The organism is Gordonia marina, from assembly GCF_052036135.1.
GTDB lineage: Bacteria > Actinomycetota > Actinomycetes > Mycobacteriales > Mycobacteriaceae > Gordonia.
In genome coordinates, this window is the sequence record NZ_JBPSDN010000015.1 from 25,999 (window position 1) to 40,392 (window position 14,394).

16 protein-coding genes and 1 tRNA gene are annotated in these 14,394 nt (G+C 68.8%); 11 read left to right on the forward strand and 6 right to left on the reverse strand.

Annotation, left to right across the window (positions count from 1 at the left end; all coding sequences use genetic code 11):
* Window positions 1-66: 66 nt before the first annotated feature.
* Window positions 67-1,005: an amidohydrolase family protein gene (locus tag ACSEEN_RS11400; RefSeq protein WP_440713226.1), complete on the forward strand. Its 939-nt coding sequence runs from the start codon at window positions 67-69 to the stop codon at window positions 1,003-1,005.
* A gap of 126 nt (window positions 1,006-1,131) precedes the next feature.
* Here the strand turns inward: ACSEEN_RS11400 and ACSEEN_RS11405 are convergent, their stop codons facing one another.
* On the reverse strand, window positions 1,132-2,547 hold the full coding sequence (locus tag ACSEEN_RS11405; protein WP_440713227.1) for an aminotransferase-like domain-containing protein: 1,416 nt from the start codon (window positions 2,545-2,547) through the stop codon (window positions 1,132-1,134).
* Between the two features lie 105 nt (window positions 2,548-2,652).
* On the opposite strand from ACSEEN_RS11405, the gene ACSEEN_RS11410 reads away from it, so the two are divergent.
* Window positions 2,653-3,882, forward strand: coding sequence for a pyridoxal phosphate-dependent aminotransferase (locus ACSEEN_RS11410; protein WP_440713228.1), 1,230 nt, complete (start codon window positions 2,653-2,655; stop codon window positions 3,880-3,882).
* A gap of 91 nt (window positions 3,883-3,973) precedes the next feature.
* Here the strand turns inward: ACSEEN_RS11410 and ACSEEN_RS11415 are convergent.
* Window positions 3,974-4,046 (reverse strand) — tRNA-Ala (locus ACSEEN_RS11415).
* Between the two features lie 138 nt (window positions 4,047-4,184).
* On the opposite strand from ACSEEN_RS11415, the gene ACSEEN_RS11420 reads away from it, so the two are divergent.
* Window positions 4,185-4,670: a hypothetical protein gene (locus ACSEEN_RS11420; RefSeq protein ID WP_440713229.1), complete on the forward strand. Its 486-nt coding sequence runs from the start codon at window positions 4,185-4,187 to the stop codon at window positions 4,668-4,670.
* A gap of 21 nt (window positions 4,671-4,691) precedes the next feature.
* Here the strand turns inward: ACSEEN_RS11420 and ACSEEN_RS11425 are convergent, their stop codons facing one another.
* Window positions 4,692-5,138, reverse strand: a complete 447-nt coding sequence (locus tag ACSEEN_RS11425; RefSeq protein WP_440713230.1) for a MarR family winged helix-turn-helix transcriptional regulator — start codon at window positions 5,136-5,138, stop codon at window positions 4,692-4,694.
* Between the two features lie 83 nt (window positions 5,139-5,221).
* Between ACSEEN_RS11425 and ACSEEN_RS11430 the strand changes: the two genes are divergently transcribed.
* From ACSEEN_RS11430 to ACSEEN_RS11440, 3 genes are all read left to right on the forward strand, one after another.
* On the forward strand, window positions 5,222-5,596 hold the full coding sequence (locus ACSEEN_RS11430) for a cupin domain-containing protein (RefSeq protein WP_440713231.1): 375 nt from the start codon (window positions 5,222-5,224) through the stop codon (window positions 5,594-5,596).
* Between the two features lie 43 nt (window positions 5,597-5,639).
* Window positions 5,640-6,059: an SRPBCC family protein gene (locus ACSEEN_RS11435; RefSeq protein ID WP_440713232.1), complete on the forward strand. Its 420-nt coding sequence runs from the start codon at window positions 5,640-5,642 to the stop codon at window positions 6,057-6,059.
* 95 nt (window positions 6,060-6,154) lie between these two features.
* On the forward strand, window positions 6,155-6,529 hold the full coding sequence (locus tag ACSEEN_RS11440) for a MarR family winged helix-turn-helix transcriptional regulator (protein ID WP_440713263.1): 375 nt from the start codon (window positions 6,155-6,157) through the stop codon (window positions 6,527-6,529).
* A 13-nt stretch (window positions 6,530-6,542) separates the two neighbouring features.
* Here the strand turns inward: ACSEEN_RS11440 and ygiD are convergent, their stop codons facing one another.
* The 3 genes from ygiD to pgm form a co-directional block, all read right to left on the reverse strand.
* Window positions 6,543-7,319 carry a 4,5-DOPA-extradiol-dioxygenase gene (ygiD, locus tag ACSEEN_RS11445; protein WP_502260913.1) on the reverse strand — a complete coding sequence of 259 codons (777 nt, stop codon included), beginning with the start codon at window positions 7,317-7,319 and terminating at the stop codon, window positions 6,543-6,545.
* A 195-nt stretch (window positions 7,320-7,514) separates the two neighbouring features.
* Window positions 7,515-8,264 carry a DsbA family protein gene (locus ACSEEN_RS11450; protein WP_440713234.1) on the reverse strand — a complete coding sequence of 250 codons (750 nt, stop codon included), beginning with the start codon at window positions 8,262-8,264 and terminating at the stop codon, window positions 7,515-7,517.
* 19 nt (window positions 8,265-8,283) lie between these two features.
* Complete coding sequence (gene pgm, locus ACSEEN_RS11455; protein WP_440713235.1) at window positions 8,284-9,933, reverse strand: phosphoglucomutase (alpha-D-glucose-1,6-bisphosphate-dependent); 1,650 nt, start codon at window positions 9,931-9,933, stop codon at window positions 8,284-8,286.
* Window positions 9,934-10,120: 187 nt separating this feature from the next.
* Between pgm and ACSEEN_RS11460 the strand changes: the two genes are divergently transcribed.
* The 5 genes from ACSEEN_RS11460 (at window position 10,121) to ACSEEN_RS11480 (ending at window position 14,267) form a co-directional block, all read left to right on the forward strand.
* Window positions 10,121-10,414 (forward strand): hypothetical protein, encoded by a 294-nt coding sequence (locus tag ACSEEN_RS11460; protein WP_440713236.1) that lies wholly within the window; start codon window positions 10,121-10,123, stop codon window positions 10,412-10,414.
* Between the two features lie 11 nt (window positions 10,415-10,425).
* Window positions 10,426-10,599: a hypothetical protein gene (locus tag ACSEEN_RS11465; RefSeq protein WP_440713237.1), complete on the forward strand. Its 174-nt coding sequence runs from the start codon at window positions 10,426-10,428 to the stop codon at window positions 10,597-10,599.
* Window positions 10,600-10,888: 289 nt separating this feature from the next.
* On the forward strand, window positions 10,889-11,476 hold the full coding sequence (locus ACSEEN_RS11470) for an alpha/beta hydrolase (protein ID WP_247864790.1): 588 nt from the start codon (window positions 10,889-10,891) through the stop codon (window positions 11,474-11,476).
* A gap of 107 nt (window positions 11,477-11,583) precedes the next feature.
* A complete protein-coding gene (locus tag ACSEEN_RS11475; protein ID WP_298442487.1) occupies window positions 11,584-12,444 on the forward strand; it encodes a 3-hydroxyacyl-CoA dehydrogenase in 861 nt (286 codons plus the stop codon).
* Between the two features lie 53 nt (window positions 12,445-12,497).
* On the forward strand, window positions 12,498-14,267 hold the full coding sequence (locus tag ACSEEN_RS11480) for an oleate hydratase (protein ID WP_298442490.1): 1,770 nt from the start codon (window positions 12,498-12,500) through the stop codon (window positions 14,265-14,267).
* Window positions 14,268-14,394 lie beyond the last annotated feature (127 nt).

Sequence of the window (14,394 nt, forward strand, 5' to 3'; positions counted from 1 at the left end):
CCGGATTCCGAGGGGGTACGAATCGCTCCCCTCCCGGAGGCCCGCCGACGGACGGATATTGGTCTCATGAACACACCGAATCGAATCGATGTCCACACCCACGTCATCCCGCCGTTCTGGGGCGAAGCACTGGCCGAGCACGGCGGCGATCCGTCGGGCTGGGCGCTGCCGGCCTGGAGTCCCGACGCGCATCTGCGGTTCATGGACGACAACGCCATCGAAACGAGCATGCTGTCGCTGACCGCGCCCAGCGTCACCGGGTGGTCCTCGGTGGAACGCCCCGGCATCGCCCGTCGCGTGAACGAGTACACCGCCGGCCTGGTCGCGAACCACGGCCCCCGGTTCGGCAACCTCGCCACGGTTCCGCTTCCGGACGTCGAGGCCGCCGCCGCCGAGGCCGTGTACTCACTCGACGAGTTGCACGCCGACGGGGTGGTTCTCCTGTCCAATTACGGCGGGATGTACCTGGGTGACCCCGCTCTGGCACCCCTGTGGCGAGTCCTCGACGACCGCTCCGCGGTGGTCTTCGTGCACCCGGCACGACCACTCGCTCCCCTGCCTGGAATCCCGGGGCCGCTGGTCGACTACCCGTTCGACACCACCCGCAACGCCGTGCACATGGTGTTCAACGGGGTCCTCACCCGCTACCGGAACGTGAAGATCATCCTGTCGCACGCCGGCGGCTTCGTGCCGTACTCGGTGCTGCGGTTCTGCGAGCTCCAGCCCGCTCTGCAGCCCGAGGGACCGACGGCCGATGAGCTGCTCGCCCAGTTCAGGCTGTTCTACTTCGACACCGCGCTCTCCTCGGGGCGGTACGCCTTCGGGTCGTTCGCCGAGTTCGCCGACCCAGAGCGGATTCTGTTCGGCAGCGACTACCCGTACGCATCGGCCGCGGTATCCCGGGAGTTCACCCGAGCCCTCGACGAGGAGACCGGGCTCACCGCGGAGCAGGCCGCGGCGATCAACTCCGGCAACGCCCGGAGAGTGTTCGACCGCTACCGCTGAGCCGGACGCCGAGCCGGCCTGTCGTCGCCAGCCGGAACCGCGACCGGGCCGCGCTACAGCGCGCAAGGAAACCCCGCTTCGATCCAGATCGAAGCGGGGTTTCCGCTGGTGGTCCGCAGTGGATCGTCACAGGTCATGCAGAGTGCGGCGCAACGACACGGCGAACTCCGCGGCGTCGCGCGCGCTCAGCCGGGCATAGTTCAGCACCAGACCGGAGATCGCGTGCACCGACGACTGACTGCTCAGCGACCGTGTGCGCCAACCATCGCGATCGAGCGCGTCGACCACCGCTTCGTCGTCGTGCCCCGCGAGGAGCACGCACAGGTGCAGCCCGGCCTCCACGCCGGTCACCGGAAGGCCGGGGCACTCCCGATGGAGCGCCGTCACCAGCCGGGCCCGGCGATCGCTGTACACCCGTGCCGCCCGGGCGAGATGGCGATCCATCGCCCCCGAGCCGAGGAACTCTCCCAGCGCATCGGCGGGGAGCGACGACGGCCCGCGGCGGTGCACGGCCAGCCATCGTTCGACCGATCGCCGCAGCGCGGCCGGCGGCACGCACCACGCGACCCGCAGATCCGGCGACAGCGACTTGGACGAGGTACCGACATAGGCGACGTGCTCGGCGGCCCCCGGCAGAGTCGCCAGCGCGGGCAGCGGCGCGACGCCGTAGCGGAACTCGCCGTCGTAGTCGTCCTCGATCACCAGCGAGCCCGTCCGCCGCGCCCAGTCGACCAGCGCCACCCGCCGCTCGACGCTCATCCGGTGGCCGAGCGGATACTGGTGCGCCGGCGTGGTGAACACGACCCCGGGCTCGTCACCGAGATCGGCGACGCGGAAACCGTCGTCGTCGGTGCGCTGAAAGCGGACGTCGAGCCCCTGCTCCCGCGCCATGAGCAGGGCCCCGCGGTACCCGGGGTCCTCCATGTGGAACGGCGTCGTGCGAGCGTCGGGCCGGTCGGCGACGAACGCGGCGCACAGTGCGGCGATCGCCGATCGCGAGCTGTCGAACAGCAGCGGGTCCGCGGCGACGATGCCCCGATGCCGGCGCAGATGCCCGGACAGTTCCGCCCGCAGCCCCGGGCTCGGCTCCTCCCACGGATTCAGCCCGGCGAGACCCCGGCCCGCGGCCGTCCGGACCGCCCGGCGCCAGGCCCGTCCATCCACCAGCTCCGCATCGGGAATCCCCGGGCGCAGGTCGCGACGTGATCGTCCCTGACGAGGCTCGATCGCGGACGCCGCCACCTCATCGTCGCCGCCGCGGGTCCGTGCCCCAGCACGAGCCGCCTGCGACGCCCCCGCGCTGATCCGCGTACCGGAGCCGTGGGCGGCGACCACGAAGCCGGCGGCGGCGAGTTCGTCGAACGCGCGGACGACGGTGCCCCGCGAGAGCCCGACCTGCGCGGCGAGCGTGCGGGTCGACGGAAGCCGATCCCCGTCGGCGAGCGCGCCGCCGGCGATGCCGTCGACGATCGCTTTCACCAGATCGGCGGTTCCCGACACGTCGTCGAGAACCAGCGGTTCGGCGCGGGTCGTGCGGGCCATGACGCAAGCATAGGCCGACAGGTCGTGACCGATCCGCCAAGTGGTCCTACGAAATCGGCGATAGTGGATCTTCTGCCTTCGCCACTATGGCGGTGAAATAGCGGCATGACGATGTTTCGACAGTCCGCACGGCTACGGCACGTGCGCTACGACGTTCGCGGTCCGATCCTCACCGAGGCCATGCGCCTCGAAGAGGAGGGGCACGACGTGTTGCGCCTCAATCTGGGGAACATGCGCCCGTTCGGGCTGGATGCGCGACCGGAGATCGTGACGGCCGTCGCCGCCGGCCTCGGCGCCGCACAGGCGTATTCGGACTCGCGCGGGATTCCCGCCGCTCGCGAGGCGGTCACCGACCACTATCGGCGCCGCGGCGTGGCCGACGTGTCGGCGGGCGAGGTGTTCTTGGGCAACGGGGTCAGTGAACTCATCACGCTCGTCCTGCAGGCGATGGTCGACCCCGGCGACGAGATCCTGGTGCCCGCGCCCGACTACCCGACGTGGACCGGTGCGGTGAACCTGACCGGCGGCGTGCCGGTGCACTACCGGGCGGACGAGGCGAACGGCTGGAACCCGTCACTGGACGACATCGAGTCCAAGGTGACCCCGAAGACCACCGCACTGGTCATCATCAACCCCAACAATCCCACCGGCGCCGTGTACAGCGAGGAGACCGTCCGCGGGATGGCCGACATCGCCCGTCGTCACGGGCTGGTCCTGCTCAGCGACGAGATCTACGAGGAACTGGTCTTCGGCGACGCCCGCCATCACCACGCCGCTCGCGCCGCGGGCGACGACGTCCTGTGCCTGACCTTCGGTGGCCTGTCCAAGGCGTACCGCGTCTGCGGGTATCGCGCCGGCTGGGTGGTCGCCACCGGTCCGGTCCATCGCGCCGGTGACCTCCTGGAAGGCCTCACCCTGCTCTCCAACATGCGCATCTGCCCGAACGGCGCCGGCCAGCACGCGATACCGCTGGCCCTCGGCGCCGGCCTGCCCGGCTCGCCCCTGCCCGCCGGCATCGTCGATCCCGGCGGTCGCCTGGAGAAGCAGCTCGCACTGACCTCCGAGGCGCTCAACGCCATCCCCGGAGTGAGTTGCGTGCCGCCGCGCGGAGCGCTCTACTGCTTCCCCCGGATCGACACCGAACTCTTCGGCATCGATGACGACGAGAAGTTCGTGCTCGATCTCCTGCGATCGGAGCACATCCTGGTGACCCACGGCACCGGATTCAACTGGCCCGAACCGGACCATTTCCGGATCGTCTGCCTGCCCGAGGCGCCGGTCCTGGAACGGGCGATCGAGTCGATCGCCGGATACCTCGACCGCCGGCGACGGTAGGCCAAGCACGCGGCTGTTCGGCTGTGGCCACCGCAGTTCAGGACAACGAAAAGGGCAGGTCAGAAAATACTTCTGACCTGCCCTTTCAGGGTGGAGCTAAGGGGACTCGAACCCCTGACCCCCACACTGCCAGTGTGGTGCGCTACCAGCTGCGCCATAGCCCCGTGTTCAGTTGTTCACCCTCGCGGGTGCGTTAGCTAAACTACCCGACCACGCGAACGACAACCAAATCACCAGGTCACGACCCCTGTTCACGACTCCCACTACCCTCGAAGAGAGGGAACGAATCACAGGGAGTCACCATGAGCACACGGACCCGGAACACCCGACGCGCCGCCGTCGCGGCGGCGCTCGGCACCGCCCTGATCCTCGCACCCGCCACGGCCACCGCCGGGGCCGCGCCGTTCGTGCCGGGCGGGCGCGATGCGCGCACCGCCCAGACACCCACCATCGCCTACGGTCCGGCCTGCGCCGGCGAGGTGACCGGCTTCGCCCGCGCGGCGAGCGAGGCCCCCGGGACCGTCGACTTCGGGGTGAGCGGCGGCTTCTTCGGAATCTCCGGCGACGGGAAGCCGTGCGCGGTGCGCGCGACCGTCCACTGGACCAATCTCACCACCGGACGTCACGGTGCGGTGAGCGGCCTGGCGCGCGGCAACCTGCCCGGCCTGGGCGAGAATCAGAGCGGATTCAGCAAGCACGTCACGACCGGCCGCGGCACCGTCCGGTTCAGCGTCACGACCGACCGCCCGCACCTCGCACAACCCGCGGTGAAGATCCGCACCTACTGACCGCCTGACCGCGATCGGCGGTCAGAGCCAGCCGCCGAAGTCGCTCGCACCCCGTGGACCCCACGGGGTGACGGCGAGGGCGCGCAGCGTCGTGTCCACCGCGTCGTCGCCCGCCGCGGCCCGCCAACGACCGACCTCCGCGGTGAACGCTTCTCCCGACAGCCGCAGCATCTCCCGCCCGCGAGCCGTCGGCACCAGAACCCGGACACGCCCGTCGACCGGATGGGGCTCACGCGCGAGGAACCCCAGCTCCTCCAGCCCTGCCGCCGTCTTCGCCGCCGCCTGTTTCGACACCCCGAGCCGCTCCCCCAGTTCGACGCTGCTGCAGCCGTCGCCGAGCGCCTGCATGGCGAAGCCGTGCGTCGCCCGCACGCCCGAGAACCCGGCGTCGTCGAGGCGCGCGTGCACGGCGTCGACCATGCCGCGGAAGGCGGAGAGGAGTAGGAAGGGCATCGCGACGTCGTCCACGACCGCCAGCCTAACCCTTGTGGTCAATCTAGTTGTCGATCTATAGTCAACCTAGTTGACCATAAGCCTCAAGGGAGACCGCCATGCCACACCTGACCGACCCCAGCGCCACCTACGACCTGCACGGCGTGACATTCCGCGCCTTCGCGAACGGCACGACCGGCGCCACCCGACTGGCCGCCTGGCGCGCAGACTTCCCGCCGCATTCCGACGGCGCGGCCCACTCGATGACCGAGGAAGAGGTGCTGCACATCCTGTCCGGATCGCTCGAGGTCGAGATCGACGACGACCGCTTCACCGCCCGGACCGGCGACGCGGTCCTGGTCCCGTCGGGAACGCGCTTGCGCGTCAGCAACACCGCCGACCGGCCGGCGAGTCTCTGGGCCACCACCGTGCGCGGCATGCGGGCGCAGATGGCCGATGACGGCGCACGGATCGCGCCGCCCTGGGCCCAATAGCACGAACTTTGCGCGAGAAATAGTAAGCGCGCATACTAAATGAATGATCATCCTCGACACCTGCACCGCCCACACCTCCCACTCGCCGGAGGCGGTGTTCGCTCGATGGGCCGCCCCGGAGAGCTGGCCGCAGTGGGACATCGCGGTCCGCGAGGTGACCTTCACCGGTCAGGCGCACCTCGGCGCGTCCGGGCGCCTACGTCCGGTATCCGGTCCGGCCGCGAGATTCACCGTGACGGCATACGAACCCGGCCGCCTGTTCACGACGGCCTCCGCACTGCCGGGCGCAAGACTGATCTTCGAGCACCGGGCCGACCCGGCAGCGCGGGGCGCGGACGTCGAGGTCGTCGTGGGTGTCGAGGGACCACTCGCTCCGCTGTGGAAGCGGCTCCTCGGCAGGAGCCTGCGCGACTCGGCACGGTCGAACGTGACCGGGCTGCTCACTCATCTGGATGCGGCGTGACGCACGATCGCCGCGGAGCACTCGACACCGCGTACCCCGATCCGCAGACCAGCACGGGGCTGATGCTGTGGCGGGTCACGAACTCGTGGCAGCGCATGATCCGCCACGCACTGGCGCCGTTCGATCTCACCCACGTGCAGTTCGTGCTCCTCGCGGTACTCGCCTCGATGGAGGACACCGCGACCGTCACGCAACGCGATCTCGCCGAGCACGCCGGGACCGACCACATGATGACCTCTCAGGTCCTTCGCGCGCTGGAGGGCAAAGGTCTCATCGAGCGCCACGCGCATCCGGCCGACCGCAGGGCCCGCACTCTCACCATCACCGCGGAGGGCATCCGCCTGGTGAATCGGGCCAACGCAGCCGTCGAGGATGCGGATCGCCGCTACTTCGCGGTGCTCGGTGACGCCGCGCCGGGCTTCACCCGCTCGCTGATCACGCTCGACGCGGAGAGCCCCGGACCCGGATAGCGGACCGCCCCGGTCAGGCCGCGGAGCCGTTCAGCCCGAGGGTGTACGACGTCATGGACAGCGATCCGGCGTTGTACCCCTCGATCAGCTGGTCCAGCGGGCGGCCGTCCGCGAGGCCGGCGACGTAGAGCAGCGGCAGGAAGTGGTCGGGGGTGGGCACCGCGCTCGCGAAGTCCGGGTGCGCATCGAGCGTCAGAATCTCCGACGACCGGTCGGCGAGCAGCTCGGCGGCCGCGTCGTCGAAGCGCCGGGCCCAGGCGAAACCGCCGTCCGGCTGGGAGAAGTCGAGCGCCCGCAGGTTATGCACGATGTTGCCGCTGCCGATGATCAGCACGCCCTGCTCGCGGAGCGGTGCCAGCCGGCGGCCGAGTTCCAGGTGGTAGTCCAGGCCCTCGAAGGCGTTGAGCGACAGCTGGACCACCGGGATCGACGCGTCCGGAAACACATGGCGCAGCACCGACCAGGTACCGTGGTCGATCCCCCAGCTGTCCACGTCCAGGCCGACCCAGGTGGGCTTGACGATGTCGGCGACCGCCTCGGCGACGTCGGGCGCGCCGGGTGCGGGATAGTCGACGTCGAACAGTTCGCGGGGGAAGCCGTAGAAGTCGTGGATGGTCCGCGGGAGGCGCATCGCGGTCACCGCGGACGCGTTGATGTACCAGTGCGCCGAGATCACCAGGATCGCGCGCGGGGTCGGGATCGACCGGCCGAACGCCGACCACGCCTCCGTGTAGCGATTGTGCTCGATCGCGTTCATCGGGCTCCCGTGACCGAGGAACGCGGCGGGCATGAGCGCGGCGTCGGGCTGCACCGTGGTCATCGGACCTCCTTCACTTCGGTGACGGAACCGACGGTACGCCGGATCTAGGCGGTGCCTCCTAAATCTTCTCCGAAGGCATCGGTGGATCCGCTGGGCGACCGACGACAACGCCGCCAGGCGTTCAGCGGGCCGCCGAGGACCGGAAAGAGATTTAGGAGACATGGCCTAGCTCGACGGTCCTCCGGTGACCAGCTTCTGCACCCATCGGCCGCCGTCGTCGATGTCGACCGGCTCGCCCGCGACCAGGACCGTCGGCGTCGCGACGACTCCCTTGTTGGAGTTCTCCAACTGTGTGGTGGAGGTCTTCGCCATGGCCTTCGCCTCACCGATGAGAGCACCGTCGGCGATGCAGGTGCGCGTCGCCTCGTTGGCGCCGGCCTGCGCCGCGAGGTCGGCGATCTGCGCGTTGTCGGGCCCCTTGCCCGACTCGCCGTCCGCCTTGGCGAACAGGTCGGCGTGCAGCCGGGTGAAGACCTCCGCCGAATCGCCGCCGTCCGCCGAGCCGTGCCGGGCGACGCACAGGACCGCGCCCGCCCCGCGCGACGAGTAGCCGCCGGACCCGGAGTCCCGGATCATCAGCAGGTGGTAGCGCACGCGCAGGCTGCCCGCCTGCACCGCGGCGGCGAGCGCCGGACCGGACGTCGACTCGAACGTCTTGCAGTGCGTGCAGCCGAAGTCCTCGAAGACGTCGACCGTGGTCGGCGCGTTCCGATCGCCCACGATGAACGACGAGTTCTGCGCCAGCACCTTCTCATCGACCGGCGGCCACTTCTTGTTGGCCCGCCACAGCACCCCGGCGACGATCAGCACGATCACCAGCACACCGGCGCCGACCAGGACGTACGTCGAACGACTGGAGGTCGCTCTCGGCTCGTGACGTGCGGTCTGTCCGGTCGGCGACGGCTTCTTACTCACGTGTCCGACTGTAGCGGTGCTACCCGAGCACCGAGTCGACCAGCCGCTGCGCTTCGGCCTGCACCTGCGCGAGATGCTCGGCGCCGAGGAAGCTCTCCGCGTAGATCTTGTACACGTCCTCGGTGCCCGACGGCCGCGCCGCGAACCAGGCGTTCTCCGTGGTCACCTTCAGCCCGCCGATCGCCGCGCCGTTGCCGGGCGCCTCGGTGAGGATCGCGGTGATCGGTTCCCCCGCCAGTTCGGTGGCCTCGACCTGTTCCGGCGACAGCGCCGCGAGCCGGGCCTTCTGTTCCCGGTTCGCCGGCGCGTCGATCCGCGCGTACGCGCTCGATCCGTAGCGCTCGGCGAGTTCGGCGTACCGCTGCGAGGGCGTCTTCCCGGTCACCGCGAGGATCTCCGAGGCGAGCAGATCCAGCAGGATCCCGTCCTTGTCCGTCGACCACGGCCGGCCGTCGAACGTCAGGAACGACGCCCCCGCGCTCTCCTCGCCGCCGAAGCCGATGGTCCCGTCCGCCAGGCCGTCGACGAAGTACTTGAAACCGACCGGCACCTCGATCAGATCGCGCCCGATCCCGGCGACCACCCGGTCGATCAGCGACGACGACACCAGCGTCTTTCCGACCGCCGTGTTCTCCGCCCAGCCCGGCCGGTGCGTGAACAGGTAGTCGATGGCGACGGCCAGATAGTGGTTCGGGTTCATCAGGCCGGCGTCGGCCGTCACGATGCCGTGGCGGTCGGCGTCGGCGTCGTTGCCGGTCGCGATGTCGTACGACGCCCGCTGCGCGATCAGCGACGCCATCGCACTCGCGGAACTGCAGTCCATCCGGATCTTGCCGTCGGTGTCGAGCGTCATGAAGCTGAACGCCGGGTCGGTGTCCGGGTTGACGACGGTCATCCCGTCGAGCCCGTAGTAGTCCTTGATCGCCCCCCAGTAGGCGACCGACGCGCCGCCGAGCGGGTCCGCGCCGATCCGGAATCCGGCCGCCTTGATCGCGTCCATGTCGACCACGTCGCGCAGCGCCGCGACATAGGTGTCGATGAACGAGTAGTCGGTGACCAATGGGCTGCGGCGCGCCTCCTCGAACGAGACGCGGCGGACGCCGTCGAGCCCGGCCTCCAGGAGTTCGTTGGCGCGCGCGGCGATCACCGAGGTGATGGACCCGTCGGCCGGCCCTCCGCTCGGCGGGTTGTATTTGAAACCGCCGTCGGCGGGCGGGTTGTGCGACGGCGTCACGACGATGCCGTCCGCCCGGCCGGACTCGACGGAGTCGAGGGTGGTGTTGAACGCCAGAATGGCCCGGCTCACCGCCGGGGTCGGGGTGAACGCGTCGCCGGTGGCGGTGAACACGGCGATGTCGTTCCCGACGAGGACCTCCAGCGCGCTGCGCCACGCCGGGATCGAGAGAAGATGCGTGTCGAACCCGATAAACACCGGCCCGTCGATCCCCTCGGCGTTGCGGTAGTCGACGATCGCCTGGGTCATCGCGAGCACGTGGTTCTCGTTGAACGCCGCGTTCACGCTGCTCCCCCGGTGGCCCGAGGTGCCGAAGACCACGCGCTGGTCCGGGTTCGCCGGGTCCGGCGCCAGGTCGTAATACGCGCGCCGCACGGCATCGACGTCGATCAGGTCTTCTTCGAGCGCCGGTGCGCCGGCCCGCGGGTGCGCCATACCTGCCGATTCTGCCACTGTCTCGCCGATTGCTCAGCGCCTCAGACATGGTCCGCGAACGCAAGTCCCACCCCGGCCCTCTTGTGGACGAACCGGGTTGTCCACAGACTCGCTCCCGGCACCTGTCGCCGCCCGCGCGTATCGACGACGCTGTGAGTCGTAGTCGAGATACCAGAGGGGGTGGACGATGGGTGCGCAACAGTGGGTGACTCTGGTCGTCGGTCTGACCGCCGGCTTCGGCGTCATCGCGACGCTCTGGCAACGTCAACGATCCGAGCACCACGATCGCCGGGAACGCGCCGAGCAACAGGCCCGCGCCGAATGGTGGAAACGGTGGCAGTGGGCGATCGAACTCGCCCTCGCCGACGAGCCGAGCCATCAGCAGGTCGGTATGGAAACACTCGATTCACTGACCCGATCGCCGCTGGTCACGGCCAGTGAGATTGATATAGTCGTGGCATTCACGGAGAGTCGGCGATGAGGGAGGCGACGGTGGATCTCGAAGAGAGCAGGCGTCAGCGCGAGAACGCCGACTGGGAACTCCGCGGCAACAGCCCGGGCGCGCGCCGCGCCGCAGCGAAGCTCCGCGCCACCGCTCTGAGGAAGCAGGGCCGCGAAGTGGAGCAGTGGGTGCTGGACGTCGCCGAGGGCCGACTGCCCGCATAGTGGAGGTCGCGCGGGCCGAGAAGATCCGCAGAAGACCGGCCGCCTCAGCACCGCCGAGGGAAGATCGCCGTCCGCGGCCCCGAGACGGCCGATGTTCTGCGCGACGCCCGGCCACAACCGGCGTTCGGCACGGGGTGAGCGGGTGGCCTCGACTCGGCGATCCCGAGCGTGGCGGAGCGGAGCGACGACCCGCGGTCGAAGGGAGACCGGCATGGTGCGGGATCGCCAGACATGGTGCGACCCCCGACTCCGCCGACCGGCGAACCGAGCCGGGTAATAGGGTGCAGGAATGGCCTCCCCCAAGCTCGCCGTCCTCGTTTTGCCGGGCGGCACCGATTTCAGCTACCAGCCGTTCTCCCGCACCCAGCATCCGTCGATGCGGATGTACCCGTTCAGCCTGTCGATCCAGGCCCGGTTCCCCCGGTCGGTCCGGGTCCATCAGGCCACCTACCGGGTGTACGGCTGGAACGGTGGACAGGCCAGCCCGATGCCGTATGCGCGCAACGCGCTGGACCGGCTCAAGCGCACGTACCCGGACACCCCGATCGCCCTGATCGGGCATTCGATGGGCGGCCGGATCGTCGCGCAGCTCGGCGCCGACGAACAGGTCACCGACATTCTGGCGCTCGCCCCCTGGTGGCAGTACGCGGACTGGCGGCAGATCCACGACGGCGCGCGGGTGCTCGCGATCCACGGCGAGAACGACACCCTGACCCGGCCTCGGCGCACCGAGAAGGGCATCGCCGAGCTCGCCGCGCGCGGGCTGGACGCGCGCTTCATCTCGGTGCCGAACGGCGGCCACGCCATGCTCGATCACATCGGGCTGTGGCAGGGCGAGGCGCTTCGCTTCGTCGCGCGCGCCATGCGGGACGAGTGACCTTCCGCGAGTAGTTCGATAGACCCCATTCTGGGCCAGCGTCACGGTATCGGTAGCGGGAGTCGCCCGTCGCCTAGCGCCGCCGTCCCGCCGATAGCGTGGACCACATGTCGACAATCACCAACCTCACCGTCCTCGGCACCGGCGTTCTCGGCTTGCAGATCGCCTTCCAGTCCGCATACAAGGGCAAGACCGTCACCGCCTACGACCTCAACGACGAGATCCTCGCCAAAGCGAAGGATCGGGCCCGCGATCTGGCCAAGACGTACCTCGCCGAAGTCTCCGGCGCCACCCAGGAATCGGTCGACGCGGCCCTCGGGCGCCTCACTTTCACCGCCGACCTAGCCACCGCGGCCGGCGATGCCGACCTGGTGATCGAGGCCGTACCCGAGGTGCTCAAGATCAAGGACGAGACCTTCACGAAGCTGAACGAGGTGGCACCCGCCAAGACCGTCTTCGCCACCAACTCCTCCACCTTGCTGCCCAGCGACATCGCGCCGTCCACCGGCCGCGAGGACCGCTTCTTGGCGATGCACTTCGCCAACCGGGTCTGGCAGTTCAACACCTGCGAAATCATGGGTACCGAGAAGACCAGCAAGGAGACCTTCGACACCGCGGTCGAGTGCGCCACCGAGATCGGCATGGTGCCGATCCCGATGCACAAGGAGAAGGCCGGCTACGTCCTCAATTCACTGCTGGTGCCCTTCCTCAGCGCCGCCGCCGAGCTGGCCGCCGGCGACTACGCCGATCCCAAGTCCGTCGACGAGGTCTGGCGCATCGCGACCGGCGCTCCGCTCGGACCGTTCCAGATCTACGACATCATCGGCCTCAACACGCCGTACAACATCATGATGTCCGGCGATGCCGAGCAGCAGAAGCTCGCCGCCTGGCTCAAGGCCGACTACATCGACAAGGGCTACCTGGGTCTCGCGTCCGGGCGCGGCTTCTACGACTACTCCGCGAAATAGCCACCCACCATCGGGCGATCAGCGCCGACCGAACAATCCACAGAGGGGAATCCATGCATCACGACGCAGGCAACTACGAGGCGTTCGCCCGACCGCGCAAGCCGGCCGGAGTAGACGACAAGACGGCCTGGTTCGTCGGATCCGGACTGGCGTCGCTTTCCGGCGCCGCGTTCCTGATCCGGGACGGCCAGATGTCCGGCGACAGGATCACCGTTTTCGAGGAACTCGATCTACCGGGCGGCGCCCTGGACGGTATCAAGGAGCCCGAGAAGGGCTTCGTGATCCGCGGCGGCCGCGAAATGGAGAACCATTTCGAGTGTCTCTGGGACCTCTTCCGCTCCGTTCCGTCGCTGGAGATCGACGGTGCCAGCGTGCTCGACGAATTCTACTGGCTCAACAAGGACGACCCGAACTTCTCGCTGTGCCGCGTGACCGAGAAGCAGGGCCAGGACGCGCACACCGACGGCAAGTTCGACATGGACGACGCCTCGCAGAAGGATCTGGTCCGCATGTTCCTCGCCACCCGCGAGGAACTGGCGAACGTGAAGATCAGCGACTTCTTCTCCACGGAGTTCCTGGCGAGCAACTTCTGGCTGTACTGGCGCACCATGTTCGCCTTCGAGGAGTGGCATAGCGCGCTGGAGATGAAGCTGTACCTGCATCGCTTCATCCACCACATCAAGGGTCTGCCGGACCTGTCGTCGCTCAAGTTCACCAAGTACAACCAGTACGAGTCGCTGGTCCTGCCGCTCTACAAGTGGCTCCTGGATCAGGGGGTCGTGTTCCGCTTCTCCACGACGGTGACCGATGTCGACTTCGACGTCGACGGCACCCGCAAACAGGCCACGCGGATCCACTGGACCAGCAAGGGTGAGGACGGTACGACCGAGCTCTCGGCGAATGATCTGCTGTTCATGACGATCGGCTCGCTCACCGAGAACTCCGACGAGGGCGATCACCAGACCCCGGCCAAGCTCAACCGCGGGCCGGCGCCGGCATGGGATCTGTGGCGGCGGATCGCCGCGAAGGATCCGGCATTCGGTCGTCCGAACGTCTTCGGCGGCGACATCGACGCCACCAAGTGGGAGTCGTGCACGGTGACCACGCTCGACACCCGGATCCCGGAGTACATCCGCAAGATCTGCAAGCGCGATCCCTTCAGCGGCAAGGTGGTGACCGGCGGCATCGTGACCGCCAAGGACTCCAGCTGGCTGCTGAGCTGGACGGTGAACCGGCAGCCGCACTTCAAGCAGCAACCGAAAGACCAGATCGTCGTCTGGGTCTACGGCCTGTTCCCCGACAAGAAGGGCGACTACGTCGACAAGACAATGGCCGAATGCACCGGTGAGGAGATCACCCGCGAATGGCTGTACCAGATGGGTGTCCCCACCGATCAGATCGACGAACTCGCGGCGACCGGCGCGAAGGCCGTCCCGTGCATGATGCCGTACGTCACCGCGTTCTTCATGCCGCGCCAGTCCGGTGACCGGCCAGACGTGGTGCCGGCCGGCTCGGTGAACTTCGCCTTCATCGGCCAGTTCTCCGAGAGCCCGACGCGCGACTGTATCTTCACCACCGAGTACTCGGTGCGCACGCCGATGGAGGCGGTCTACACCCTCCTCGACATCGAGCGCGCGGTCCCGGAGGTCTTCGGATCGACCTACGATGTCCGCCAACTCCTCAACGCCACCTCGCGCCTGCGCGACGGCGCCGAGGTGGAACTGCCCGGTCCGCATTTCCTGCGCGAGCGGGTGTACGCGAAGTTCCAGGACAATGAGGTCGGCAAGCTGATCACCGACTACAACCTGATCGCCGAGCCGTAAGCTCCGGCCGTACGACGACGGCCGCGTCACTCCCGCCGGGGGACGCGGCCGTCGTCGAATGCACGCTGCGAGGCGGTGTTCGCCGAATCGCGTCCCGGCGGTCCCGGCGTGGTGCGCCGAACGGGAC